The sequence below is a fragment of the Flagellimonas alvinocaridis genome (assembly GCF_965248585.1).
In the GTDB taxonomy this organism is placed as follows: Bacteria; Bacteroidota; Bacteroidia; order Flavobacteriales; family Flavobacteriaceae; genus Flagellimonas; species Flagellimonas alvinocaridis.
In genome coordinates this window covers 2,842,662-2,865,951 of the sequence record NZ_OZ252111.1, presented here as the reverse complement: position 1 = coordinate 2,865,951, position 23,290 = coordinate 2,842,662, and the positions used below count along the sequence as shown (strand labels likewise).

The following is a 23,290-nucleotide window of genomic DNA, read 5'->3' as shown; positions in this document are numbered from 1 at the left end:
TCAGTTGTCAGTTCGAGCGTAGTCTAGAACAATAAAATAAGCTTTACACGATTTTCCAAGAGCCTCTACCTTGAAGAAATCAATGCCTGTTCCATCTCAGGGGTAAACTCTTCTTTGTAATAGATCCGTTTGCAGTGCGAGCACTCTACATAACTGGTATTGTTTATGGTAAAAACGGAAATCCAAAATATATGGGCTTTATTGGATTGCTGAACAGCTGTAAGAGTTCCTGTTTGCTGACAATGTGTACAGGTAACATTCCTTAATATTTTGGTCTCTTTTTTTCCAGGTTTTGTTCCGAAGAAAAGAATCATACAATACATTTTACACCGCAAAGATACCACGTTTGCATTACTCGTTAATCAGTCGTTCAATTTCATTTTTTAACGATTCTTCACGCCAACCGGCCTTATAACCCGAATCAACAATAAACACCTTTATATCTGCCTGATATTCCCTTTCCACAAAGAAAATGGCAAAGTCGGCCAGGTACTCCCTATCCGTAAAAAACCAACGCCCTTCATTACCACTTGCTTTGTAGTCCCGATCTACTTTATAAACCAAAAGATCGGCTTTATATTCTTGGTCAACTTCGACCACTGTTATGTCTGCCTTGTATTCAGCGTTGGTTTGGAACACCTTTTGGGCCGGTAGATTTTGGTTGGTTAGTATGAATATGAGAATTGGAATCGTATTTTTCATGATAAACTGTTTTCTGGGGATGACCTAAAAAGAAAATCAAATACCTTACCAAATAAAATAAAACTACGCTTTTAAATATTTTCTACATTCGCACACATTTTGAAAAAAGTTGAAAGCCTATCATAGTATAGAGAATTGGTTGTCCTGGATGGATGATATCTCTGATAAGGATTATGTGATTATTGATCATTTTCTTCGGGATGATCTCTATGCCGAAATCCGGTCTTTTTTTCTTGATAAGCTTCCTGTTTTTAAGGAAGCCAGCATTGGTACGGATATGGACAAGCATATTGACAATAATGTCAGGGGCGATTTTACCTATTGGTTGGATAGAAAAAGAGATGCCAATATCCAGGAACTTTGGAACCTGGTCGATGAGGTGATTCACATGTTCAACCGCTATTGTTTTTTAAGTCTTTCCGGATACGAATTCCATTTGGCCCACTATCCATCCGGAGGGCATTACGATAAGCATTTAGATCAATTTGAAAATCGGAATAACCGAATGATCTCCGTGGTGATCTATCTCAATGAAGGTTGGCAAAAAGGAGATGGGGGTGAATTGGAAATTTTTGAAAACGACAATGAATCGTTTTTAGTGGAGCCCATTGCGGGCAGATGTGTCATGTTTAAAAGTGCCAAGGTGCCCCACGCCGTACTGGAAGCTCATAAAAGTAGGTTTAGTTTAACTGGATGGTTATTGTACCAGCCCTCTGCTCTTGGTCAGTTCTTCGGATAGGGCTTATTGTCTATTGGAAGGAATTTTTTGGATCAAATCCACATTTTGATTGTGTTCTGCACTGTTGGACATAACCATGGTGCCCAACACGCCATCGTTGGCCTTAATGGCAAAAACCGTGGCTTGGTCACTAGGGTTGGTCATGCCTTCAAAACGATACGAAGCCAAGATGATAAGCTCGTTGGGCTGGTATTCTTTTTTGGAATATAGTGCCCTGATACAATCGTCTTCAGCCTCAAAATCTTCTTTGTACCCTTCTTGACTCAAGGTATTCACAGCTTCGGAGAGAGTGTCAAAATGGTAATGTTTCATGATTTAATGATTAATTTATAATGATGCGTACAAAATTATTTTCTGTTTAATGATTGATTGGCCCAATCCAACCAATTCGTTAGGACACTTTTAAATTGAACAGGATTCCCAATACTATGCCCTGCATTTGGATAAAGAATCATTTCTACTTCTTTTTTGGCATCCTTCATGGCACGATACATTTCCCAAGCTTGTAAAGTTGGACTTCTGGTATCATTTGAGCCATGTAATATCAATAGAGGGGTAGTGGCATTTTTTACAAAGAAAATGGGAGATGATCTCCTGTAGTTCTCAATACTATCAATAGGTAATGCTTTGTATTCCCACATTCCAATTTTTCTGTTGCTAAACTCATGTTGACCATATAGACTGACCAAGTTGGATACTCCTGCAACACTTATTGCGGCCTTAAACCTATTGGTTTGTGTGATGGCCCAATTGGCCATATAACCACCATAACTCCATCCTCCAATAATAAGTTTGTTTTCATCAGCGATGTTGAGTTTGATCAATTCATCCACACCGGCCATGATATCTTCAAAATCATTTTTTCCGAAAGAATTCCTGTTTCCGGCATAAAAATCCCTGCCATACCCAATACTTCCCCTATAATTGGGTTGAAAAACAATATACCCGTTATCGGCGAAATATTGTCCCATCCAATTGAAGTCGTCCAGAACAACTGCATCTGGACCACCATGGGGTATCACCATAAGGGGATATTTTACGGAACTTTCATAATTGGGAGGGTATGTTACTATCCCCTGTATCTCAACACCATCGATACTTTCATAATTTAAAAGACGACTCGTTGTTTTGATTTTAGGAACTAATTCGGAATTTATGTTGGTCAATTGGATGGCTTTTCCAGGGTTTTGGCCAATTTTTACTTTGTAGAGTTGCTTGGTTCTTGGATTTCGGGAGGCGGTAAAAAAAATCTCATTGTCATTGATCTGAAAATCATAGATAACCCAATATGGATTTAGTATAGAAGTTATGTTGCCATTTGTATCTAAGCTATAAATCCCAGTATACCCGTCCCCTGGAGTTGAAAAGCATATGCTTTTTTCATCGATCCATTGTATTTTTTCAATGGTTGGGTCAAATTCATAGGTCATGTTTTCAACATGCCCCGTTTCTAAATTCGCTATGAAAAGCCCATCATTGGAGGCAAACCCTTCAGTACTTCCAGCAAATGCAAGTTGCTTGCCAGATGGTGAAAAAACAACATGGTTAAGTGAATTGGCCTCATTATATCTGAAAGTTGAGCTCTTGGTTGCAATATCGATTACTTCCACCCAACTGTTTGTTATAGATTCATAGGCATCATAGTTTATAGCGGCCAGAACAGCTATTTTTTTTCCATCTGTACTAATATCAAAATTGATGATTCTATAACTTCCATCCGTTATCTTTTTCTTTTTACAAGAGTTGATATTGTAAGACCAAAGTGCATTTTTAAAGAACTCGGTTCCGACTTTATATCCGCCGCCGTTCATTTTTTCCATTGCCAGTAAAGTGCTGTCCCGTGGTTCATCATCAACATAGGCTATGGTTTCTTCATCGAGCCATTGATAATTTGATAGATAGTTTTGAGCATCCGAAGCTATTTTGGGCTCTCCTCCTTTTTTGGGGATAACATAAATTTGTTGCAGATGATTTCTATATGATATGAAAGAAATCCATTTGCCATCTTTGGACCATTTGGGGTCATAATCATACTCACCTTCGGTTAAGTTGGTTTTGTTTCTTCCATCTAAATCGGAAATAGCCAAGGAAGAGAATGATTTTCCATCCCATTTTTCTTTTGTTGTACTGGCGAATAGAATATTGTCTCCATAAACCAATGGGCTATTCAGATTCTCCATGGCCAAGTGATCTTCAATGGAAAGTTGGGAAAAAGTAGAGTCGTGAAGTAGTAAAAAAAATGATGTGACTAAAAAAAAGAATTTCATGGCTTTGCGGAACTCATGGTTAATCAGTAAAATCCAAACATTTCTTTAAGATACTAAATCTTAAACTCCAATTACTCCAAATTTCGTTTTTTAGCTACCTTTAAAGGCTGCAAATAGTAATTCTATTGATTTCAAAAACCACCATAGATCAGGTATATGAAACTTCCCGGGTAGAGGAAGTGATTGGGGATTTTGTACAGTTGAAGAAATCAGGGTCCAATTTTAAGGGATTGAGCCCCTTTACGGATGAACGCACCCCGAGTTTTATGGTCAGTCCCGTAAAGCAAATTTGGAAAGATTTCAGTAGTGGCAAAGGGGGCAATGTGGTAGCCTTTCTCATGGAGCACGAACATTTTACCTACCCTGAAGCCATTAAGTACTTGGCCAAAAAATATAATATTGAAATAGAGGAGACCGAGCAGACCGATGAACAAAAAGAACAGGCCAATGAACGGGAGAGCATGTATCTGGTCTCGGAATACGCACAAAAATATTTTACCAAAACCCTTTGGGAAAGTGAACCAGGAAAAGCCATAGGGCTCAGCTATTTTAAGGAGCGCGGTTTTACCGATGAGACCATAAGGAAGTTTGGACTGGGATATAGTTTGGATGAGTGGGAGGCTTTTACAAAGTCGGCCATGGAAGAAGGGTATCAATTGGAATTTCTGGAAAAAACTGGACTCACCATTGTAAAGGAGCAGACTGGCGGAGAAACCAAGAAGTTTGATAGATTCAAGGGAAGGGTGATGTTTCCCATACACTCCATGAGTGGCCGGGTATTGGGATTTGGTGGTCGTATTCTTACCAGCGATAAAAAGGCGGCCAAGTACCTCAATTCGCCAGAAAGCGAGATTTATCACAAGAGCAAGGTACTTTACGGGATATACTTTGCCAAGCAGGCCATAGCCAAGGAAGACAATTGTTTTTTGGTGGAAGGCTATACCGATGTCATCCAGATGTACCAGCGGGGTGTTGAAAATGTGGTGTCCTCCAGTGGAACTGCCCTTACGCCGGAACAGATTCGATTGATCAATAGGCTTACCAAGAACATTACCGTACTTTTTGATGGTGATGCGGCAGGTTTGCGCGCATCTCTGCGAGGCATAGACCTTATTTTGGAACAGGGCATGAATGTTAAGGTCTGCACCTTTCCTGATGGTGAAGACCCTGATAGTTTTGCAAAGAACAATACCTATGAGGATTTGGTGCTCTATTTGGAGGAGAATGGCAAGGATTTTATCCAGTTTAAGGCTTCCATTTTAACAAAAGAAGCGGCCAACGATCCTATAAAACGGGCCGATACAGTTCGGGATATTGTAAACAGTATCAGTAAGATACCGGACCGTATCAAAAAAGAAATCTATATTCAGGAGTGTGCCAAGATAATGGCGATTTCCGAAGCGGTGCTCTACAATACCTTGGCCCAGATTGATAAGAAATTGGCGACGGAGGTAAATAAAGCATACAAACAGGAACAGAAAGCTTTTGAAGTGGTCAAAAATGACCCTGTGGTCGAAAAGGTCGATGTTCAATATGAACTGGAGCGCAAGATTATTGAGATGCTACTGCTCTACGGAAACCAGAAGCAAGAGTTTGAGGACTTGGTGTTGAAAGAGAACGAAGAAGGAGAGCTGGTTCTAGAGCCTGAAATTATAGAGGCCAAAGTGTATGAAAAAGTCTATTTGGACCTTCAGGAAGATGAAATTGAACTTACCAACGAACAGTTTAGAGCCATTTACTACAAACTCATTGAAAGTTTGAATGAGAATGAGGATTTTGCAGTGAATACCTTTTTGTCTGAATTGGACCAAGATATCATTTCCGAAGTATCCTCCATTTTAATGGAAGAGGAACAGTACACCTTGCACGATTGGGAACGAAAGGACATCTATCCGAAAGAAAAACAAACCGGAGTGGCACAGCTCGTAGGTGAAACCATTTTGACCTTGCGATGCAACCTAATCAAAAACCGGATTCAAAAACTGCAGGAGCATACTGAGGGCAACAATGGGGACAATAGTGAGGTTTTAGAGGAAATCATGAACTACCTGCAATTGAACAAGTTGTTGAACGCCAAATTGAATAGGGTGTTGTCCTAAACAGAAAATCCTGGACAAATGCCCAGGATTTACCAGCTTTAGTTTGTTTGGGTTGGTTATTTAATAAAGTTCTAAAGCTTTAGCTTGTTGCAGTAGATCCACCAAGTTGTCCACATTTAACTTTTTCATTAAACGGGCCTTGTAGGTGCTTACTGTTTTTTCATTTAGATTGAGCCCTTCGGCTACCTCTTTGTTACGTTTTCCACTGGCCAAAAGTTTTAATACTTCCACCTCTCTGGAGGATAGCTTTCTAAAGAACCTACGTGGTTTTTGTGTGCCTTCATCAAAAGCAAGGCGTTGGGCCAATTCATTGGTGATGAACATGTTGCCTTCGCTTACTTTTTTCACTGCAGAGATGATGTAATCCAAATCGGCTGTTTTTGACAGGTAGCCAAATGCTCCGGCACGTATGGTGCTAAGAGCATATACATCTTCTGATTGTCCACTGTACATCAGTGTCTTAATGTCAGGGAACTCCAACTTCATTTTCCTCAAGGTGGCAATTCCGTTAATTTCAGGAATGTCCATTTCCAACATCACCACATCTGGGGTAACCTTGGCGAGGGCCTCAAATAATTCAGATGTTGTAGAAACATCGGCAATGATTTCAATATCTTGGCTGGATTCAAGCACTTGTTTGATGCCAAGCCTAACAATCGGGTGATTGTCGGCAATCAATACTTTTATCATTCGGTTTGAGTTTAGTCCAATTATTTGGTTAGTTAGTGACTTATTTACCTACACGGTATGGCAGGCAAGATAACAATTTGATGACGTAAAACTGTAATTTTTTTCTTAAAACCATAGAATTTCTATGGTTTTTTTCGTCTTAAATTGGGTTTTCTTGGTCAAAAGGTCACTTTAATTGTTCTGGAATCTCACAAATAGGTATGGGAATCATCTTGTGCTTGTTAGCCGTATTGAATCTTTTATAAATGGAGAAAACTTCATTTTCCCTACCAGAGAAATCTGCTGCAATTTTTCCTTGGTCATCCATTTTCATGGCCCACTCCAATTCTGGATAAGAGGCCCCAATTTGATCTTCGTCGGTACGGCTATCTCCCCATAGGCCATCCGTGGGAGCGGCATCCATAATATCTTGGTTTACTCCAAGTACCCGCCCCAACTCATAGACCTCTGTTTTTAAGAGGTCGGCAATTGGGCTCAGGTCAACCCCACCATCACCGTATTTGGTATAGAAGCCAACACCAAAATCCTCAACTTTGTTACCTGTTCCGGCCACAAGGTATCCTTCTAAAGCAGCAAAGTAGTATAAGGTCGTCATGCGTAAGCGTGCACGCGTGTTGGCAAGGGACATAAACCTTTCCTCTTCGTTTTCCACCTTTGGGAAGGCAGCTACCAGACTGTCAAAGACAGGGGTCAGGTTTACAGGTTGACGGGATACATTGGAAAAATTTTCCATGAGCCAGTCAATATGCCGATCTGCACGGGTCACCTGATTTTCACCTTGGTGAATAGGCATCTCCAAACACAAAAGGTCAAGCCCGGTTTTGGCGCATAGGGTAGAGGTCACAGCTGAGTCTATTCCACCAGAAACACCAATTACAAAACCCTTGCATTTGGCATTAGTGGCATATTCCCTGAGCCAATTTACTATATGGTCTATTACCTTTTCTGTTTGCATATCGTACTAATTAGATTCAATAAATTACCTTTGTGCCCTGTAAATTTAAACCCTGCTACCTTAAAAATGAAGTGCTTGCCAAAATACTTTCTTTTTTGCCTTTTGTGTTGCTCCCTTTTTTTTACAGTTGGATGCAAGGAAACCGATAAAGAGGAAGCGGAAATTGCCAAAGTTCAGGTTGATCTTGAGGTTTTTCGGTTTGATCGTGAGTTTGCCGAAGCAAGCCCCGAAGATATTTCAAGGTTAAAATCCAAGTACCCTTACCTGTTCCCAGGTCAATTCTCGGATAGTTTGTGGATTGCCAAGTTGACCGATACCCTTCAGGTTGAATTGTCTGAAGAAGTGAATAAGGTATTTGGAGATTTTGAGCAAGAATCTGAAGCATTGCAATCGCTTTTCAAACATATTACGTATTATTTCCCCAATGTTAGGGTGCCTAAAGTAGTGACCCTTACTTCAGATGTACGCTACAATGATCGCATTATTCTTACCGATACACTTTTGTTGGTAGGATTGGACAATTATTTGGGACAGGACCATCATTTTTATGAAGGCATCCAACGCTACATTTCGGCAGGATTGGATAAACAGTACTTGGCCTCGGATGTAGCCAGTGCCTTTGCCAAGAAAGTGCTCAACTATCCCAGAAATAGAAGCTTTCTTTCGAGAATGGTGTATTATGGCAAGGAACTATATCTAAAGGATAGATTGCTTCCGACCAATACGGATGCACAAAAAATTGGATATACCCAAGACCAAATGGATTGGGCCACGGCCAATGAAGAACAGATGTGGCGGTATTTTGTAGAGCGCGAACTGCTCTATAGTACCGACTCCCAATTGGATAGAAAGTTTTTGGACCCGGCACCCTTTTCCAAATTTGGTCTAGAGCTGGACAATGAATCTCCAGGGCGATTGGGTCGCTACATGGGATGGCAGATTGTGAGGGCCTTTATGGAAAACAATTCTGTTGGTCTCCAACAACTTTTGGATATGCCGGCCGACGAACTATTGAAAAAATCAAATTACAAACCCAGAAAATAAATGGCAGTAGAACATACTTCGGAAATAAAATTAACGGTAGGATTGGATGAGAACAGGGTTCCCGAAGAGCTCAGATGGTCGGCACAGGATGGCGGTATAGAAAATGAGGAGGCCAAAGCCATGATGTTGTCCGTTTGGGACAGTAAGAACAAAGAGTCCTTAAAGATTGATCTTTGGACCAAGGATATGCCAGTGGATGAAATGAAGCTGTTTTTCCATCAAACCTTGATGACCATGGCGGATACCTTCATGAAAGCTACCCAAGATGAAAAAATGACGGCGACTATGAAGGACTTTTGTGATTATTTCGCCGAGAAAATGGAGCTGAAATAAGCACTATTCATCCAAAGGTTGATCATATCGGTTAAATTTTGCTTTTTCTTCTCCCAAAAGGTCAAGATGACGTTCCACCTTATCTTTTGTAGGTTTTTGTAGAAAAAGATAGAAAATCAAAAAGGCGGCAATAATCAAGTGGGCAAGGTTTTGGGTATTTTGGAAAATCACGATGCTGAACAAGGCAGGACCTTCCAGAAAAGCATATTTGATGATACTGGCAGTTTGAAACCGAGCCAGTTTTTGGCGTAGACCAAGGTCTTTTGGAATGCTGCCGATCATTTTCTTGAAAATAAAACCTCCCAGAAAAATACCGGTGATGGCTATGAGGGGAATGATAGCCAAAAACACATCTCCCGAATCTGAAAAATCCAAATGGGGATTTTGCACCTGGGTGTAAAAGAAGATGCCCAAAACTACTGGGCCGGCCATGATACCCATGTGCAAAAAGGATAAGGTTTTGATAAAGCTATTGGGGGTGATATAGGCGGCGGTGTTTTTCATAACTTGGTTTGTTGTATAAAGAAACACAAAATACCGACAAATGTGAAGACCTGCAATTTTTCAGGTGCATTGGAATCTAAACTATGAAAAGCGAAATGCCAAGACTTTTGTTAGTCTACAATGCCGATTCAGGCACCCGAAATGCCATTTTGGACAGCATACACAAGGTGTTCAGTCCGTCTACCTATGAGTGCAACCTCTGCGACATCACCTATGGCTTGGTTTCAGAGAATAGGGTCTGGAAAAAATTCCGAAAGGAGAGGGGTGGGCAACTGGAGTTTTTGCACAGGGATGAGTTCAAAAAGCTATATGCCAGTAAGTTTGGGGCCAAATTCACATTTCCCATTGTCTTATTGGAAAGCCATACGGATTTGGAAGTGTTTATTGCCACGGATGAACTGTACCAGCTTCAAACGGCCAGTGAGTTGGTCGCCTTGGTGGAGCAACGCATAAAAAACGCCCCTTTAAAGGGGCGTGGTTAAGTGGTCTTTTGAATTATCCTATGGTTTCAAGCACCATGGGAACTTCCATTAATAGCACTCTACTGTCCGTTAGGGCGGTAAGGTCAAAGGAATCGGTTTCCCATAGACCATAGCCATCCCGTTTTTCCAACTGCTGTCCATTGATTTCTACTTCACCTTCCAAAACAAAGACATACACACCGTTGCCTTTCTTTTTTAAGGTATAGGTGTCCGAGGTATTGGTTTCAAATTTGCCCAAATGGAACCAAGCGTCTTGGTGTGCCCAAACGCCATCATCTTCTGGGTTGGGTGAAAGCACTTGATAGAAAGCATTTTCCTTGGCAATATCCCGAATGGAAATTTGGTCATATCGGGGCTCTACATTCCGCTGGTTGGGAAACACCCAAATTTGAAGAAACTTCACGTCCCTGTCCTCATTCTTATTGTATTCGCTATGGAAGATACCGGTCCCGGCACTCATTATCTGGACATCACCCTCTTTTATGGTAGTGGTGTTCCCCATACTGTCCTTGTGTTCCAAGTCGCCTTCCAAGGGAATGGAAATGATTTCCATATTGTCATGGGGGTGGGTGCCGAAACCCTTTCCAGGCGCAACCTGATCATCGTTCAAAACGCGGAGTACCCCAAAATGCATCCGCTCTGGATTTTGGTAACTTGCAAAACTGAATGTATGGTGACTGTTTAGCCAGCCGTGGTCGGCGTGGCCTCTTGTGCCTGCTTTGTGTAATACGGTTTTCATATCATCTTGTTTTTGTTCCTGACAAAGGTCCCAAGAAATTAAGGTTTGGGGAATATGGGAATACGGGGAAGGCGTATTAAAATCCGACATTAGGCGGTCGGTTTGAATTTACTGGGCGAAACTCCCGTGCAGGTTTTAAAGAACGAACTGAAATTGCCCGGTTCGGAAAATCCCAGTTCATAGGCAATTTCCTTGTTGGAAAGGGAGGAGAAATACAGCATTCGTTTGGCTTCGGTCGTCAACCTGCTTTGAAGATGCTCTTTAGCCGTTTTGCCCGTGAGGGATTTAACCACCCGGTTGAGGTGGTCTGGGGTAATGTTCAAAGCATCGGCATACATGGAGGTATGGTGCCATTCCTTGAATTTTTGATTGACCAACTGCTTAAAACTTCGCAACAAGGTCCCACCAGATTCAAGGGTCTGGGTGTCCAACTGGTTTAGGGAGCATAAGTTATGGCATGAAATCAATAGTAATTTGAGCAGGGCGCCAATGGCTTCAAACCGGTAGGATCGGTTGCTTTCAAAATAGGAGAGCATTTCCATGGCAAAGCTGTCCAATTTTTCCATGGCCTGATCATCAATCTGCAGTGGAGGGGCGTTTCCAAACTCATGAAACAGGTTGATATCCTCAATAAAATCTACTAGAATGTGGTTCAATGCCAGGAAGTCTTCAGAAAAAACAATGGAAAAGCCTATGGATGGACTCTCTTCGGACAATTGGTGCACTTGCCCAGGGCTAATAAAGTAAACCTGATTTTTGGATAGTGTATGGGTCTTAAAGTCGACAATGTGATTGCCCGTGGCCTGCTTTACCACCAGAATGGTATAGAAATCATGCCGGTGTGGCGCATCGGATTTACCCTTTCGTTTGGAATAAATATCCTCCATTTTGGAGATGCCAAAGCTCAAAGTGCTATCGGATTGATTTACTTGACGGTACGTTTTTACAGTATCCATGAAACCCTGATATGGAGTGAAAATACTGCTTTTGGGAAAATTGAGGTCAATTCCTTGGAGCCAACTTATTGGTTTTTGAAAAAATCCTGATTGATTTCATCAATAAACACCAACAGTTCTTCACGTCCCATTCGACTGGAAGATGATGTGGTAAAATGTGGAGGGACTTCTTCCCATGCGCTATCCAGTAGCTTTTGAAGATAGGCATTGGCCTGTTTCTCTATCACATTGGGTTTGAGCTTGTCCGCTTTGGTGAAAATTATGGCAAAGGGAACCTGGTTGGTTCCAAGCCATTCCATAAACTCAAGGTCAATGGGTTGGGGGTCATGCCGAATGTCTACTAAAACAAAACCGCATACCAGTTGCTTTCTTTTCTGAAAATATTCGGTGATGTATTTTTGAAAGGTCTTTTTGTCCTTTTTGGAGACCCGTGCATAGCCATATCCGGGCAAATCCACCAAAAACCAATTACTATTGATTTTAAAGTGGTTGATAAGTTGGGTTTTTCCAGGTTTTCCGGAAGTTTTGGCCAAACCTTTGCGGTCTACCAACATGTTGATCAAGGATGATTTTCCAACATTGGAGCGTCCAATAAAGGCATATTCGGGCAACGGTTCATTGGGGCACTTGGCCACACTGGAGTTGCTCATGATAAATTCCGCAGAAGTAATTTTCATGCTTAGAAGTTACGCTTTTTCAACCAAGCCTCAAGAATGCGGTTAAAGTCCTCGGGATGTTCCATCATGGGGGCATGCCCACATTTTTCAATCCAAAACAGGTCGGAGTCGGGTAGTAGCTCATGGAATTCCTTGGCTACGTTGGGAGGGGTTACCGTATCGTTTTCACCCCAGATAATACAGGTGGGTGTGTCCATATGGGGAAGGTCCTTGGACATGTTGTGCCGAATGGCGCTTTTGGCAATGGCAAGGGTCTTTACCAATTTCATGCGGTCGTTCACCGTGGCAAACACTTCGTCCACAATTTCCTTGGTGGCTACTTCAGGGTCATAAAAGACATCCTGGGCCTTCTTTTTTATGAACTCGTAATCGCCACGTTTTGGGTAACCATCGCCCATGGCACTCTCATAGAGACCGGAACTACCAGTGATAACCAACGCCTTGACCATTTCAGGGTACATTTTGGTGTGCAATAATCCAATATGTCCCCCAAGGGAATTTCCCAATAAAATTACATCCTTAAGCTTTTTGAACTCGATAAACTCCTCCAAAAACTTGGCAAAGTTCTTTACCGTGGTTTTAAGCAGGGGCATTTCATAAATGGGAAGTTCGGGAATCAATACCTGATAGCCCTTTGACGGAAAATAGTCAGATACACCTTGGAAGTTGCTCAACCCCCCCATGAGACCATGTAGGATGATCATAGGGGTGCCTTCACCCATTTCTATGTATCGGTATTTGCCATCCTTGATTATATGCTCTTCCATCAATAGTCAGTTGGTCGAGGGGCAAATATAGGCATTTCATATAACACAAAATCCAGGTTATGTTATCTCTAAATCATGTTTTTTTAATTCAAGCACTAGCTGAAGACCTAAGGTGCATTTTTATTGGGAGTGCATTTGGGTGCAAATTGTGGGCTTTTAATCGAAAAGTGGGGAATTTATTAACAAAAGTGTCTTTAAGTGGAGAAATGTGGAAATAAAATCAATATATTTGAGTTGTATTAAGTAACCAATTGATTTCTAGTGACCCATATCATCGGACAACATGATTGTAAAGCAGATTCAAAAGGAAGGGTTTTACTGCCTATTTCCTTGAAGAATCAGCTATTGCCTGTTTTGAAGGATGGGTTTGTCATTAAGCGATCTGTTTTTCAGCAATGTTTGGAATTATATCCCAAGCAGGAATTTGATGTTTTGATGCAGAAAGTCATGAAGAAGAGCAAGATCAACCGTAAGTATGATGCCTTCGTGAGGAACTTCGTGGCGGGTATGAAAGAAGTGGCAATTGATGGGGATTCGGGAAGGTTGCAGATACCCAAAAATTTGGTGGACTACGCCGGAATTGAAAAAGAAGTTGTGCTCAATGCGGTTTTCGATAAGATAGAGATTTGGGATAAGGACAAGTATGAAAAAGTCTTGGCCGAAGGTGAGAAGGATTATGCCGATCTAGCGGAAGAGATCTTTGCAGACGATGAGTAGTCCGTACCATAATCCGGTGCTGTTGCACGAGTCGGTGGACGGATTGAACATAAAGCATGATGGAGTGTATGTGGATGTCACCTTTGGTGGCGGAGGACACTCCAAGGAAATATTGAAAAGACTGGGAGAGGAAGGGAAGTTGTTTGCATTTGATCAAGATGAGGATGCCCTGCAGAATGCCATTGATGATGAAAGGTTTCAATTGATCAATCAGAACTTTCGGTACCTCAAGCAGTTTTTAAAGTTCTATGGCATTCGGAAAGTTGATGGAATCTTGGCAGACTTCGGGGTTTCCTCCCATCAGTTTGATGAGGCTGAACGTGGTTTCTCCATTCGTTTCAATGCAGATTTGGATATGCGGATGAACCGGAACAGCGAGTTGTCGGCATACGAGGTGGTCAATACCTATTCCCCTGAAGATTTAGCATCGGTACTGTTTCAATATGGCGAATTGCGAAATGCAAAGGCCATTGCAAAAACTATTGAGGCATCCCGGTCTGTTGCGCCGATAAAGACCACGGATGAATTAAAAGGTGTCTTGAGTCGGTTTCTGCCCAAGATGAAAGAAAATAAAATCCTGGCCCAAATTTATCAGGCCATCCGGATTGAGGTCAACCAAGAAATAGAGGTGCTCAAGGAGTTTTTGTTGCAAGTGCCCGATGTGTTGGATAAAGGAGGAAGGTTGAGTATGATCAGTTATCACTCCTTGGAAGATAGATTGGTGAAACGCTTCATCAGAGCGGGAAAGTTTGAAGGAGAACCTGAAAAGGATTTTTATGGGAATATAGAGGTTCCCTTAAAAAAAGTGGGAGGACTCATTGTGCCATCAGCAGAAGAAATAGCAAGGAACAATAGGGCGAGAAGTGCAAAACTCCGCATAGCGGAAAGAATATAGGGGACACGATGAGAAAAGGTTTGTTGGACATATTAAAAGGAAAGTTCTTGGTAAGCGGTGATGCTCCCAAGAACTGGTTGTTTTTACTGTTTGCATCTTTTCTGGCTGCCTTGATGATTTCAAGTAGCCATAATGCTGATAAAAAGGTACTGGAAATAGCTGCTTTGAACGAAGAAGTGCGAAAGCTTCGGAGTGAATTTGTGGAAGGCCGCTCCCACGTACAACAATTAAAATTGGAGTCCACTTTAAGAAAAACCGTGGCGGAAAAAGGGCTTGTGCCCTCCGAGAACCCACCGAGAAAGATTAAAGTTAAATCAACAGAATAAGACCAGTGGCCATTACTGAAAAAAATATCATGAACAGATTGTACCTCGTTGCCGGGGGACTTTGTGTATTGGCCATTGCCGTGGTGGTGAAGTTGGTAGATATCCAAATGGTGAAAGGGGAGGAGTATAAAGAACTTGCTTTGAGCAAGACTGAAAAAATGTTCACCATAGAACCCAACCGAGGAAATCTATATTCAGAAGATGGGAGTCTGTTGGCGGCATCTGTGCCTAAATATGAGATTCGGTTTGATGCCAAAACAGTTTCTGAAGAGAATTTTCAGAACAATGTGGCTGCACTCTCCGACTCATTGGGAAAATTGTTCGATAGGCCATCTTCCTACTATAGGCAATTGTTCAGGAAGGCAAGGGCCAACGGCAACCGTTATAAATTGGTGGCCCGCAATGTAGATTATCTGGATTATGTACGCATAAAACAATTCCCTTTGTTCAAATTGGGGCCATACAAAGGTGGATTTGTGGAGACGCATCGAGTTGTTCGGGAGTATCCTTTGGGTAAAATGGCGGCCAGAAGTATTGGCTATGAAAGGGTGGATGAAAATGGATACTATACCCGTGTGGGACTGGATGGTGCTTTTGGAGAGCCGTATTTGAGAGGAAAAGAAGGCAAGCGTTTGAAACAAAAAATTGCCAAGGGTCAATGGAAACCCGTTGGTTTGGACAATATAGTGGAGCCTCAAGATGGATTGGATGTAGTTTCTACGATTGATATCAACATTCAGGATATTGCCCACCATGAACTTTTGGCCCAGTTGGAAAAATATAAAGCAGATCACGGTTGTGTGGTGGTTATGGAAACCAAAACGGGAGAAGTTAAGGCCATTTCAAACCTTGGTCGCACTTCCGAAGGGAAATATTACGAAAAACTAAATTATGCCATTGGAGAGTCCCATGAACCGGGCTCTACTTTTAAATTGATGTCCTTGGTGGCAGCTTTGGAGGACAAGGTCATAGATACCAGTACGGTAATCGATACGGAAAAAGGAAGGTATCGTATTTATGATGGGGTGGTAAGGGATTCCAAATGGGGAGGTTATGGTAAGATATCTACCGCCAAAGCCTTTGCTGTTTCATCAAACACCGCATTTGCCAAAATCATCAATGAAAATTACAAAGAGCAGCCCGAAAAGTTCGTGAACCGCCTAATGAATATGGGACTTCATAAAAAATTGGGAGTTCCCATCAAAGGGGAAGGTGCGCCAGTAATTAGATACCCTGGGGATAAAGGGTGGTCTGGAATTTCTTTGGGATGGATGTCCTACGGATATGAAGTATCCTTAACTCCTTTACAGACCTTGGCCTTTTATAATGCCATTGCAAATGACGGCGAAATGGTAAAACCAAGACTGATCAAGGAAGTAAGGGAAGGGAGCAAGGTGATCAAGAAGTTTGATAGACAAGTGTTGAATCCATCCATCTGTTCCGAAGAGACCGTGGTGAAAATGCAACAACTCATGAAGGATGTAGTCGAGAAAGATTATGGGACAGGGCATAAACTGTACTCCAAAAACTTTTCCATGGCAGGAAAGACGGGAACCTGTCAGAAAAACTATGAAGCCAAAGATCCAGATAAACTGGCCTATATCTCAACGTTTGCAGGGTATTTTCCGGCAGAAAATCCAAAATATTCCTGTATTGTGATCATTCACGAGCCCGATAAGAGTGTTGGGTATTATGGTGCAGATGTGTCAGGACCAGTGTTTAAGTCGATGGCACAAAAAATACATGCAATTTCTCCATTGGTAGATGAGGTGGATGAGAATATCCCAGATCATAAAATACTGGATGAAAAATACCAACAGTATTACGCCCAAGCACAAAAAAAATACAGCACCATACCCAATGTGAAGGGAATGAGTGGGATGGACGCAGTTTCCTTATTGGAAAATTTGGGACTGGAAGTGGAGGTGCATGGCAATGGAAAGGTAAAAGGGCAATCCATTGAGCAAGGAACAGATATCAAGCAAGTTAAAAAAATAGTACTCGAACTCTCATGAAGTTGTTGAAGGACATATTGTACGGGGTAAGCCTTTCAGCGGTAAGTGGCGACACCAACGTATTGGTGAACCAAATCCATTTTGACTCTAGGAAGGTAGAAATGGATGATGTCTTTGTGGCGGTTAGGGGAACCATTACAGATGGCCATGAGTATATCCAGAAAGCAGTTGATTCAGGAGCAAAAGCCATCGTGTGCGAGGAGCTTCCAGAGTTATTGATCAATGGGGTCACTTATAGTAAGGTGTCTGATTGCAACAGCGCATTGGCTATCATGGCTGCCAATTTTTTTGATAACCCTTCCAAGAACCTTAAGCTGGTCGGGGTAACGGGAACCAATGGAAAGACCACGGTGAGTACATTATTGTACAATCTGTTCAAGAAGGCAGGATATAAGGTCGGACTTATTTCCACGATCAAGGTTATGGTGGATGATACCGAGCATGCTACAAGCCACACTACACCAGATGTGATTACCATTAATAAGTATCTATCCCAAATGAATAGTATTGGTGTGGAGTTTTGTTTTATGGAAGTCAGCTCTCATGGTATCCATCAAAAAAGAGCTGAAGGACTCCATTTTGCAGGGGCCATTTTCACCAATCTTTCACATGATCATTTGGATTACCATAAAACCTTTGCGGAATATCGGGATACCAAGAAAAAATTGTTCGATGGCCTTCCAAAGAGTGCCTTCGCATTGGTGAATATTGATGATAAGAATGGATTGGTCATGTTGCAGAATACCAAGGCCAAAAAATATACCTACGCCTTAAAATCCTATGCAGATTATAGGGCCCAGATTTTGGAAAAACAATTCAATGGGCAGTTGTTAAAACTGGAAGACAATGAACTGTGGTCCAAATTAATAGGGGATTTCAATGCCTATAACCTGTTGGCCATTTATGCCACTGCGGATATTTTGGGCTTGGAAAGAATAGAAACCTTGCGCTTGATGAGCGAGTTGGAAAATGTGGATGGAAGGTTTCAATACTACATATCAAAAAATAAAATAACGGCAATTGTTGATTATGCCCATACTCCGGACGCACTAAAAAATGTGTTGGTTACGATCAATGCATTGAGGACTGGAAATGAAAACGTCATCACCGTAGTGGGGTGTGGTGGTGACCGTGATAAGTCTAAGCGTCCGGTTATGGGTCATATCGCATCCGAAATGAGCAATCAGGCCATTTTTACCTCGGACAATCCGAGAACGGAATCCCCAGAGGCCATCATTGCTGATATGGAAGCTGGGGTTGAGGCCCAGAACACCAAAAAAATATTGTCCATCGAAAACCGGAGACAGGCCATAAGAACGGCTTGCAAGCTTGCGGTGGCCAACGATATAATCCTTGTGGCCGGAAAAGGACACGAAACCTATCAGGAGACCAATGGTGTCCGGGTAGATTTTGATGATTTTAAAGAAGTTAAAGAGGCTTTGGATAGCCAAAATTAATTTGTAGTCCATGCTATATTATTTGTTCGAATACTTAGAGAAACAATACCAACTGCCAGGAGCAGGACTTTTTCAGTTCTACACTTTTCGTGCGGCCATGTCGGTCTTGCTCTCTCTTTTGATAGCAATGGTCTATGGAAAACGCATTATTCTGTTTCTTCAAAAACAACAAATTGGGGAGACCGTCCGTGATTTAGGATTGGAAGGCCAGAAGCAAAAGGCCGGAACACCAACCATGGGAGGGGTTATCATCATAATTTCAACCCTGCTTCCTGTGTTGCTGTTTGCCGATATCAAGAACATCTATATCATCCTATTGATTGTTACCACCGTTTGGATGGGCATTATTGGCTTTGTGGATGATTACATCAAAATATTCAAAAAAGACAAGAAGGGACTTAAGGGAAGATTCAAGGTCATAGGCCAAGTGGTGTTGGGATTGATTGTAGGTACGGTCCTTTATTTTCATCCCGGAGTGACCATTAAAGAAAAGGATACTACCCGAATCAATGAGAATTTTAGAGTAGAAAAGGTGTTTGGTGAAGAAACCAAGGCGGTCCGTACCAATGTCCCCTTTTTCAAGGATAACGAATTGGATTATGCGGATTTGATTACATGGGCGGGTGAAGGTATGGAACAATATGCCTGGATCATATTTATTCCAGTTGTGATTCTTATCGTTACGGCAGTGTCCAATGGAGCCAACCTAACTGATGGAATAGACGGGTTGGCGGCAGGGTCTTCGGCCATTATTGTGTTGACCCTAGGGATTTTTGCCTGGGTTTCGGGCAATGTGCAATTCTCCAATTACTTGGATATTTTCTATTTACCAAGGGCAGGGGAGTTGGTCGTGTTCATCGCGGCATTCGTAGGGGCCTTGGTAGGATTTCTATGGTACAATGCCTATCCGGCACAAGTATTTATGGGAGATACGGGAAGTCTCACGATTGGTGGGGTCATTGCCGTGATTGCTATCATCGTTAGAAAGGAACTATTGATTCCCATTTTGTGTGGAATCTTCTTTGCCGAATCCCTGTCGGTCATGTTGCAGGTGGGGTATTTCAAACATACGAAGCGAAAATACGGTGAGGGAAAACGCATATTTCTGATGGCGCCCTTGCACCATCACTATCAGAAAAAAATGTATCACGAGAGCAAAATAGTGACCCGGTTTTGGATCATTGGAATTTTGCTCGCTATAGTGACCATTGTCACCTTAAAGATTCGATAAATGGCTCGCTTGGTGATATTGGGAGGAGGAGAAAGTGGTGTGGGAACCGCCATTTTGGGAAAACAAAAAGGATTTGAAGTCTTTGTTTCGGATAAAGGCGAAATAAAGGAAAACTATAAAAAAGTTCTTGAACATTTTGAGATTGAATGGGAGTCGGGCCAGCATACCGAAGCCAAAATCCTGAATGCCGATATGGTCATGAAAAGCCCTGGGATTCCGGACAAGGTGCCCTTGGTGAAACAATTGGTGGCAAAAGGGATTCCGGTGATTTCGGAGATTGAATTCGCTTCGAAATATACGGATGCGACATTGATTGGCATTACGGGAAGCAATGGAAAGACCACTACCACCATGATGACCTACCATCTGTTGAAAGAAGGAGGATTGAACGTGGGTATGGCCGGAAATATTGGCGATAGCTATACCAAAATGGTGGCGGAAAAGAATTATGGCCAGTATGTGTTGGAAATCAGCAGTTTTCAACTGGATGGAATCGTGGACTTTAAACCCCACATTGCCGTGATCACCAATATTACCCCCGACCACTTGGACCGATATGACTATCAATTTGAAAATTATATCGCCTCCAAGTTCCGCATCGCCATGAATCAGGATGAAAAAGATTACCTGATTTATGATGCAGATGATGAAGTGATTGGGGATTGGCTCAAAAAGAACCCCGTTCGATCCAAATTGGTTCCATTTTCCTTAAAAAGGAAAGTAGAGGAAGGAGCTTGGTTGGAAGAGAATACGATACATATAAAATTAGAACATAAAACCTTGGAGATGAGTACAGATATTTTGGCCTTGGAAGGGCAACACAATGTAAAGAACACCATGGCCGCCAGTATGGCCGCCCTATTGGTGAAAGTGAGGAAGGAGACTATACGTCAGAGTATCCAGTCGTTCCAAGGGGTGCCCCACCGATTGGAGAAGGTGCTGAAAATCAACCACGTGGAGTATATCAACGACTCCAAGGCCACCAATGTAAACGCCACCTACTATGCCCTTGACGGCATAAAGCGGCCCATTGTTTGGATCGTAGGTGGAGTGGACAAGGGCAACGACTATTCTGAACTGATGCCGTTGGTCCGGGAAAAAGTGAAGGCCATTGTCTGTTTGGGAATGGATAACTCCAAGTTGAAGTCAGCTTTTGGCAATGTTATCGATCTTATGGTAGAGACCTATTCCATGGAAGAGGCCGTAAAGGTGGCCTATAAGATTGCCGAGCGCGGAGATGCCGTGTTACTGTCTCCGGCCTGTGCCAGTTTTGATCTGTTTGAAAACTATGAAGATCGAGGAAATCAATTCAAGGAAACTGTAAAAAACCTGTAAACCGTGAAAACCGTGTTCAAAAATTTGAAAGGAGATAAAGCCATTTGGGGTGTAGTGGCCCTGTTGGCCCTTTTCTCATTTTTGCCGGTTTATAGTGCCAGTACCAATTTGGTATATGTAAATGGCGATGGAACCACCTTTGGTCACTTGGTAAAGCATGCCGTGTTGTTGTTTTTGGGATTTGGTATTATTTATGGAGTGCATCGCGTGCCAACACACTATTTCAAAGGACTTTCCATTATCGCCATGCCTATTGTATTGATTCTGTTGGGCTACACGCTTACAGTGGAGACTGAAATTGGAGGGGTAACTGCAAATCGCTGGATTAAGATACCGTTCGTTGGGGTCAATTTCCAGACATCGACCTTGGCGTCGGTGGTGCTTATGATTTGGATTGCGAGATACTTAACTAAGATTAAGGACACCAAAATAACTTTTAAGGAAAGTATTCTACCCTTGTGGTTGCCCACAGCCTTGGTGGTATTGTTGATACTGCCCGAAAACTTTTCAACCGCGGCCATCATCTGTTTTTTGGTGCTGGTGCTGTGTTTTTTGGGCGGATATCCCCTAAAATATTTGTTTGCCATGGTAGGGGCAGGGATTGTACTGGCAGGAATGTTCCTTTTTGTACTGTTCAAAGCCCCAGAAGCGTTGCCTCAACGGGCAGGCACATGGAAATCCCGGATTGAGACTTTCATCCATCCTGAAAAGGCAGATAAAGATGATTTGCATCAGTTGACCTTGGCCCAGATTGCCATTGCAGAAGGCGGTGTAGTGGGCAAAGGCGCAGGGAAAAGCGTCATGAAGAACATGTTGTCTCAAAGTACTTCGGATTTCATTTTTGCCATCATTATTGAAGAATATGGACTGTTGGGAGGTGGAGCTTTGTTGTTTTTCTATTTGCTGCTATTGTTCAGGATAGTGGTGGTGGCCCATTCGGCCAAGACGGTGTTTTCAAAATTATTGGTGATTGGCGTTGGATTGCCCATTGTTTTTCAGGCCTTTATCAATATGGCCGTTGTGGTACAGTTGTTTCCAGTAACAGGTCAGCCGTTACCACTGATCAGCATGGGGGGTACTTCCATTTGGATGACCTGTATGGCGATCGGTATAGTGTTGAGCGCAAGCAACAAGAAAGAGAATTTAGAGGAGCAATCCTATGATATAGATGAGACCAATCCTTTAGAAGTATTGAGTGGACAGATATAGGTTTATACTTTCTGGAGGAGGAACGGGCGGCCACATTTATCCGGCCATAGCCATAGCCAATGAGCTAAAAAAAAGGCATCCCAATGCGGAATTTTTGTTCGTGGGTGCCAAGGATAAAATGGAAATGGAAAAAGTGCCGCAGGCCGGATACGAAATTAAAGGCTTGTGGATTAGTGGAATACAGAGGAAACTGACATTGAAGAATCTCATGTTTCCCTTTAAACTGATAAGTAGTTTGTTGACAGCACGCAAAATAGTGAAGCAATTTAAACCCCATGTGGCCATAGGTACTGGGGGGTTTGCGAGCGGACCATTGTTAAGAATGGCTGAAAGCTCAGGTGTTCCCTGTGTGTTGCAAGAACAGAATTCCTTCGCGGGGATCACCAACAAACTATTGGCTGGGAAGGCCAAAAAAATATGCGTGGCCTATGACGGTATGGAGCGGTTTTTTCCAAAGGAAAAGATTGTGAAGACCGGGAACCCCATCCGAATGGATTTGGTGGATTTAAAATCAACCAAAGATGAAGCTGGTACTTTCTTTGGATTGGACGCCCCGAAAAAAACGGTTTTGGTGCTGGGGGGCAGTTTAGGTGCGCGTCGCATCAATCAATTGATTGAAAAAGAACTCGGTTTCTTTGAAAAAAGAGGGTTGCAAGTGCTGTGGCAATGTGGGAAACTGTACTATGAGGAGTATAAAAAATACGATTCGGATACGGTGAAGGTGTTGGCTTTTGTCAATCGGATGGATTTGGCCTACACCATGGGAGATGTTATCATTTCCCGGGCGGGTGCCGGTTCAGTATCAGAGCTGTGCTTGGTAGGAAAACCGGTGGTCTTTATTCCATCGCCCAATGTGGCTGAGGACCATCAGACCCAAAATGCAAAGGCGTTGGCGGCAAAAGATGCGGCCATCATGCTCAAAGAGGATGAACTGGATAGCACATTTGAAAACGCATTCTCGGGTCTGTTGGATTCAGAAGAAATGCAGCTAAAACTGGGGATCAATATTAAAAAATTGGCCATGCCAAAGGCTACGGAAAATATTGTTGATGAAATTGAAAAGTTGTTGAAGAAGTGAGATTGCAATTGAAAGAACAAATAAATAAAGTATGTCACCTCGAGCGGAGTCGAGAGGTAATTGCTGTTCTCTA

At 42.3% G+C, this 23,290-nt stretch carries 25 protein-coding genes; 14 read left to right on the top strand and 11 right to left on the bottom strand.

What is annotated here, in order from left to right:
- Nucleotides 1-65 precede the first annotated feature (65 nt).
- On the bottom strand, nucleotides 66-314 hold the full coding sequence (locus tag ACP14V_RS12890; protein ID WP_136566494.1) for a zinc-ribbon domain-containing protein: 249 nt from the start codon (nucleotides 312-314) through the stop codon (nucleotides 66-68).
- A 37-nt stretch (nucleotides 315-351) separates the two neighbouring features.
- Nucleotides 352-702 (bottom strand): DUF6150 family protein, encoded by a 351-nt coding sequence (locus tag ACP14V_RS12885; protein WP_272608333.1) that lies wholly within the window; start codon nucleotides 700-702, stop codon nucleotides 352-354.
- Between the two features lie 148 nt (nucleotides 703-850).
- On the opposite strand from ACP14V_RS12885, the gene ACP14V_RS12880 reads away from it, so the two are divergent.
- Nucleotides 851-1,441, top strand: coding sequence for a 2OG-Fe(II) oxygenase (locus ACP14V_RS12880; RefSeq protein ID WP_424987462.1), 591 nt, complete (start codon nucleotides 851-853; stop codon nucleotides 1,439-1,441).
- 3 nt (nucleotides 1,442-1,444) lie between these two features.
- On the opposite strand, the gene ACP14V_RS12875 is transcribed toward ACP14V_RS12880, so the two are convergent.
- Complete coding sequence (locus ACP14V_RS12875) at nucleotides 1,445-1,753, bottom strand: phosphoribosylpyrophosphate synthetase (RefSeq protein ID WP_136566492.1); 309 nt, start codon at nucleotides 1,751-1,753, stop codon at nucleotides 1,445-1,447.
- Between the two features lie 35 nt (nucleotides 1,754-1,788).
- Nucleotides 1,789-3,708, bottom strand: a complete 1,920-nt coding sequence (locus ACP14V_RS12870) for a S9 family peptidase (RefSeq protein ID WP_424987460.1) — start codon at nucleotides 3,706-3,708, stop codon at nucleotides 1,789-1,791.
- 125 nt (nucleotides 3,709-3,833) lie between these two features.
- Here ACP14V_RS12870 and dnaG point away from each other — a divergent pair, with 125 nt between their 5' ends.
- Complete coding sequence (dnaG, locus tag ACP14V_RS12865; protein ID WP_136566491.1) at nucleotides 3,834-5,807, top strand: DNA primase; 1,974 nt, start codon at nucleotides 3,834-3,836, stop codon at nucleotides 5,805-5,807.
- 60 nt (nucleotides 5,808-5,867) lie between these two features.
- Here dnaG and ACP14V_RS12860 read toward each other — a convergent pair whose 3' ends face one another.
- Together ACP14V_RS12860 and nadE are read right to left on the bottom strand one after the other, a co-directional pair.
- Nucleotides 5,868-6,497: a response regulator gene (locus ACP14V_RS12860; protein WP_136566490.1), complete on the bottom strand. Its 630-nt coding sequence runs from the start codon at nucleotides 6,495-6,497 to the stop codon at nucleotides 5,868-5,870.
- A 166-nt stretch (nucleotides 6,498-6,663) separates the two neighbouring features.
- Nucleotides 6,664-7,452 carry an NAD(+) synthase gene (gene nadE / locus ACP14V_RS12855; protein ID WP_272608328.1) on the bottom strand — a complete coding sequence of 263 codons (789 nt, stop codon included), beginning with the start codon at nucleotides 7,450-7,452 and terminating at the stop codon, nucleotides 6,664-6,666.
- Between the two features lie 66 nt (nucleotides 7,453-7,518).
- Here nadE and gldB point away from each other — a divergent pair, with 66 nt between their 5' ends.
- Together gldB and gldC are read left to right on the top strand one after the other, a co-directional pair.
- Complete coding sequence (gene gldB / locus ACP14V_RS12850) at nucleotides 7,519-8,496, top strand: gliding motility lipoprotein GldB (RefSeq protein WP_272608326.1); 978 nt, start codon at nucleotides 7,519-7,521, stop codon at nucleotides 8,494-8,496.
- Nucleotides 8,497-8,829 carry a gliding motility protein GldC gene (gene gldC, locus ACP14V_RS12845; protein ID WP_136566487.1) on the top strand — a complete coding sequence of 111 codons (333 nt, stop codon included), beginning with the start codon at nucleotides 8,497-8,499 and terminating at the stop codon, nucleotides 8,827-8,829.
- 3 nt (nucleotides 8,830-8,832) lie between these two features.
- On the opposite strand, the gene ACP14V_RS12840 is transcribed toward gldC, so the two are convergent.
- Nucleotides 8,833-9,333: a hypothetical protein gene (locus ACP14V_RS12840; protein ID WP_272608323.1), complete on the bottom strand. Its 501-nt coding sequence runs from the start codon at nucleotides 9,331-9,333 to the stop codon at nucleotides 8,833-8,835.
- Nucleotides 9,334-9,428: 95 nt separating this feature from the next.
- Here ACP14V_RS12840 and ACP14V_RS12835 point away from each other — a divergent pair, with 95 nt between their 5' ends.
- Nucleotides 9,429-9,815, top strand: a complete 387-nt coding sequence (locus ACP14V_RS12835) for a GTPase (RefSeq protein WP_272608321.1) — start codon at nucleotides 9,429-9,431, stop codon at nucleotides 9,813-9,815.
- 13 nt (nucleotides 9,816-9,828) lie between these two features.
- Here the strand turns inward: ACP14V_RS12835 and ACP14V_RS12830 are convergent, their stop codons facing one another.
- The 4 genes from ACP14V_RS12830 to ACP14V_RS12815 all read right to left on the bottom strand — a co-directional run bounded on the left by ACP14V_RS12830 (nucleotide 9,829) and on the right by ACP14V_RS12815 (nucleotide 12,954).
- Complete coding sequence (locus ACP14V_RS12830; protein WP_272608319.1) at nucleotides 9,829-10,554, bottom strand: pirin family protein; 726 nt, start codon at nucleotides 10,552-10,554, stop codon at nucleotides 9,829-9,831.
- 89 nt (nucleotides 10,555-10,643) lie between these two features.
- Nucleotides 10,644-11,510: an AraC family transcriptional regulator gene (locus ACP14V_RS12825; RefSeq protein ID WP_272608317.1), complete on the bottom strand. Its 867-nt coding sequence runs from the start codon at nucleotides 11,508-11,510 to the stop codon at nucleotides 10,644-10,646.
- A 65-nt stretch (nucleotides 11,511-11,575) separates the two neighbouring features.
- Nucleotides 11,576-12,187 carry a ribosome biogenesis GTP-binding protein YihA/YsxC gene (gene yihA, locus ACP14V_RS12820; RefSeq protein WP_272608315.1) on the bottom strand — a complete coding sequence of 204 codons (612 nt, stop codon included), beginning with the start codon at nucleotides 12,185-12,187 and terminating at the stop codon, nucleotides 11,576-11,578.
- 2 nt (nucleotides 12,188-12,189) lie between these two features.
- On the bottom strand, nucleotides 12,190-12,954 hold the full coding sequence (locus ACP14V_RS12815; RefSeq protein WP_136566483.1) for an alpha/beta fold hydrolase: 765 nt from the start codon (nucleotides 12,952-12,954) through the stop codon (nucleotides 12,190-12,192).
- Between the two features lie 261 nt (nucleotides 12,955-13,215).
- Between ACP14V_RS12815 and mraZ the strand changes: the two genes are divergently transcribed.
- The 9 genes from mraZ to murG are packed head-to-tail and all read left to right on the top strand — an operon-like array spanning nucleotide 13,216 to nucleotide 23,217.
- Nucleotides 13,216-13,671, top strand: coding sequence for a division/cell wall cluster transcriptional repressor MraZ (gene mraZ, locus ACP14V_RS12810; RefSeq protein WP_136566482.1), 456 nt, complete (start codon nucleotides 13,216-13,218; stop codon nucleotides 13,669-13,671).
- Nucleotides 13,664-14,566 carry a 16S rRNA (cytosine(1402)-N(4))-methyltransferase RsmH gene (gene rsmH / locus ACP14V_RS12805; RefSeq protein WP_272608313.1) on the top strand — a complete coding sequence of 301 codons (903 nt, stop codon included), beginning with the start codon at nucleotides 13,664-13,666 and terminating at the stop codon, nucleotides 14,564-14,566. Before mraZ ends, rsmH begins: the two co-directional genes overlap by 8 nt.
- Nucleotides 14,567-14,574: 8 nt before the next feature.
- Nucleotides 14,575-14,892 (top strand): FtsL-like putative cell division protein, encoded by a 318-nt coding sequence (locus ACP14V_RS12800; RefSeq protein WP_136566480.1) that lies wholly within the window; start codon nucleotides 14,575-14,577, stop codon nucleotides 14,890-14,892.
- Nucleotides 14,893-14,897: 5 nt separating this feature from the next.
- Nucleotides 14,898-16,907, top strand: a complete 2,010-nt coding sequence (locus ACP14V_RS12795; protein ID WP_272608311.1) for a penicillin-binding protein — start codon at nucleotides 14,898-14,900, stop codon at nucleotides 16,905-16,907.
- Entirely contained in the window at nucleotides 16,904-18,364 is a 1,461-nt protein-coding gene (locus tag ACP14V_RS12790; protein WP_272608310.1) for a UDP-N-acetylmuramoyl-L-alanyl-D-glutamate--2,6-diaminopimelate ligase, read from the top strand. Before ACP14V_RS12795 ends, ACP14V_RS12790 begins: the two co-directional genes overlap by 4 nt.
- Nucleotides 18,365-18,374: 10 nt before the next feature.
- Nucleotides 18,375-19,595: a phospho-N-acetylmuramoyl-pentapeptide-transferase gene (mraY, locus tag ACP14V_RS12785; RefSeq protein ID WP_272608309.1), complete on the top strand. Its 1,221-nt coding sequence runs from the start codon at nucleotides 18,375-18,377 to the stop codon at nucleotides 19,593-19,595.
- Nucleotides 19,596-20,930 carry a UDP-N-acetylmuramoyl-L-alanine--D-glutamate ligase gene (gene murD / locus ACP14V_RS12780; RefSeq protein WP_272608308.1) on the top strand — a complete coding sequence of 445 codons (1,335 nt, stop codon included), beginning with the start codon at nucleotides 19,596-19,598 and terminating at the stop codon, nucleotides 20,928-20,930. It begins immediately after the preceding gene.
- Nucleotides 20,931-20,933: 3 nt separating this feature from the next.
- Nucleotides 20,934-22,139, top strand: a complete 1,206-nt coding sequence (locus ACP14V_RS12775; protein WP_272608306.1) for an FtsW/RodA/SpoVE family cell cycle protein — start codon at nucleotides 20,934-20,936, stop codon at nucleotides 22,137-22,139.
- Entirely contained in the window at nucleotides 22,126-23,217 is a 1,092-nt protein-coding gene (murG, locus tag ACP14V_RS12770) for an undecaprenyldiphospho-muramoylpentapeptide beta-N-acetylglucosaminyltransferase (protein ID WP_272608305.1), read from the top strand. Before ACP14V_RS12775 ends, murG begins: the two co-directional genes overlap by 14 nt.
- Nucleotides 23,218-23,290: the final 73 nt, after the last annotated feature.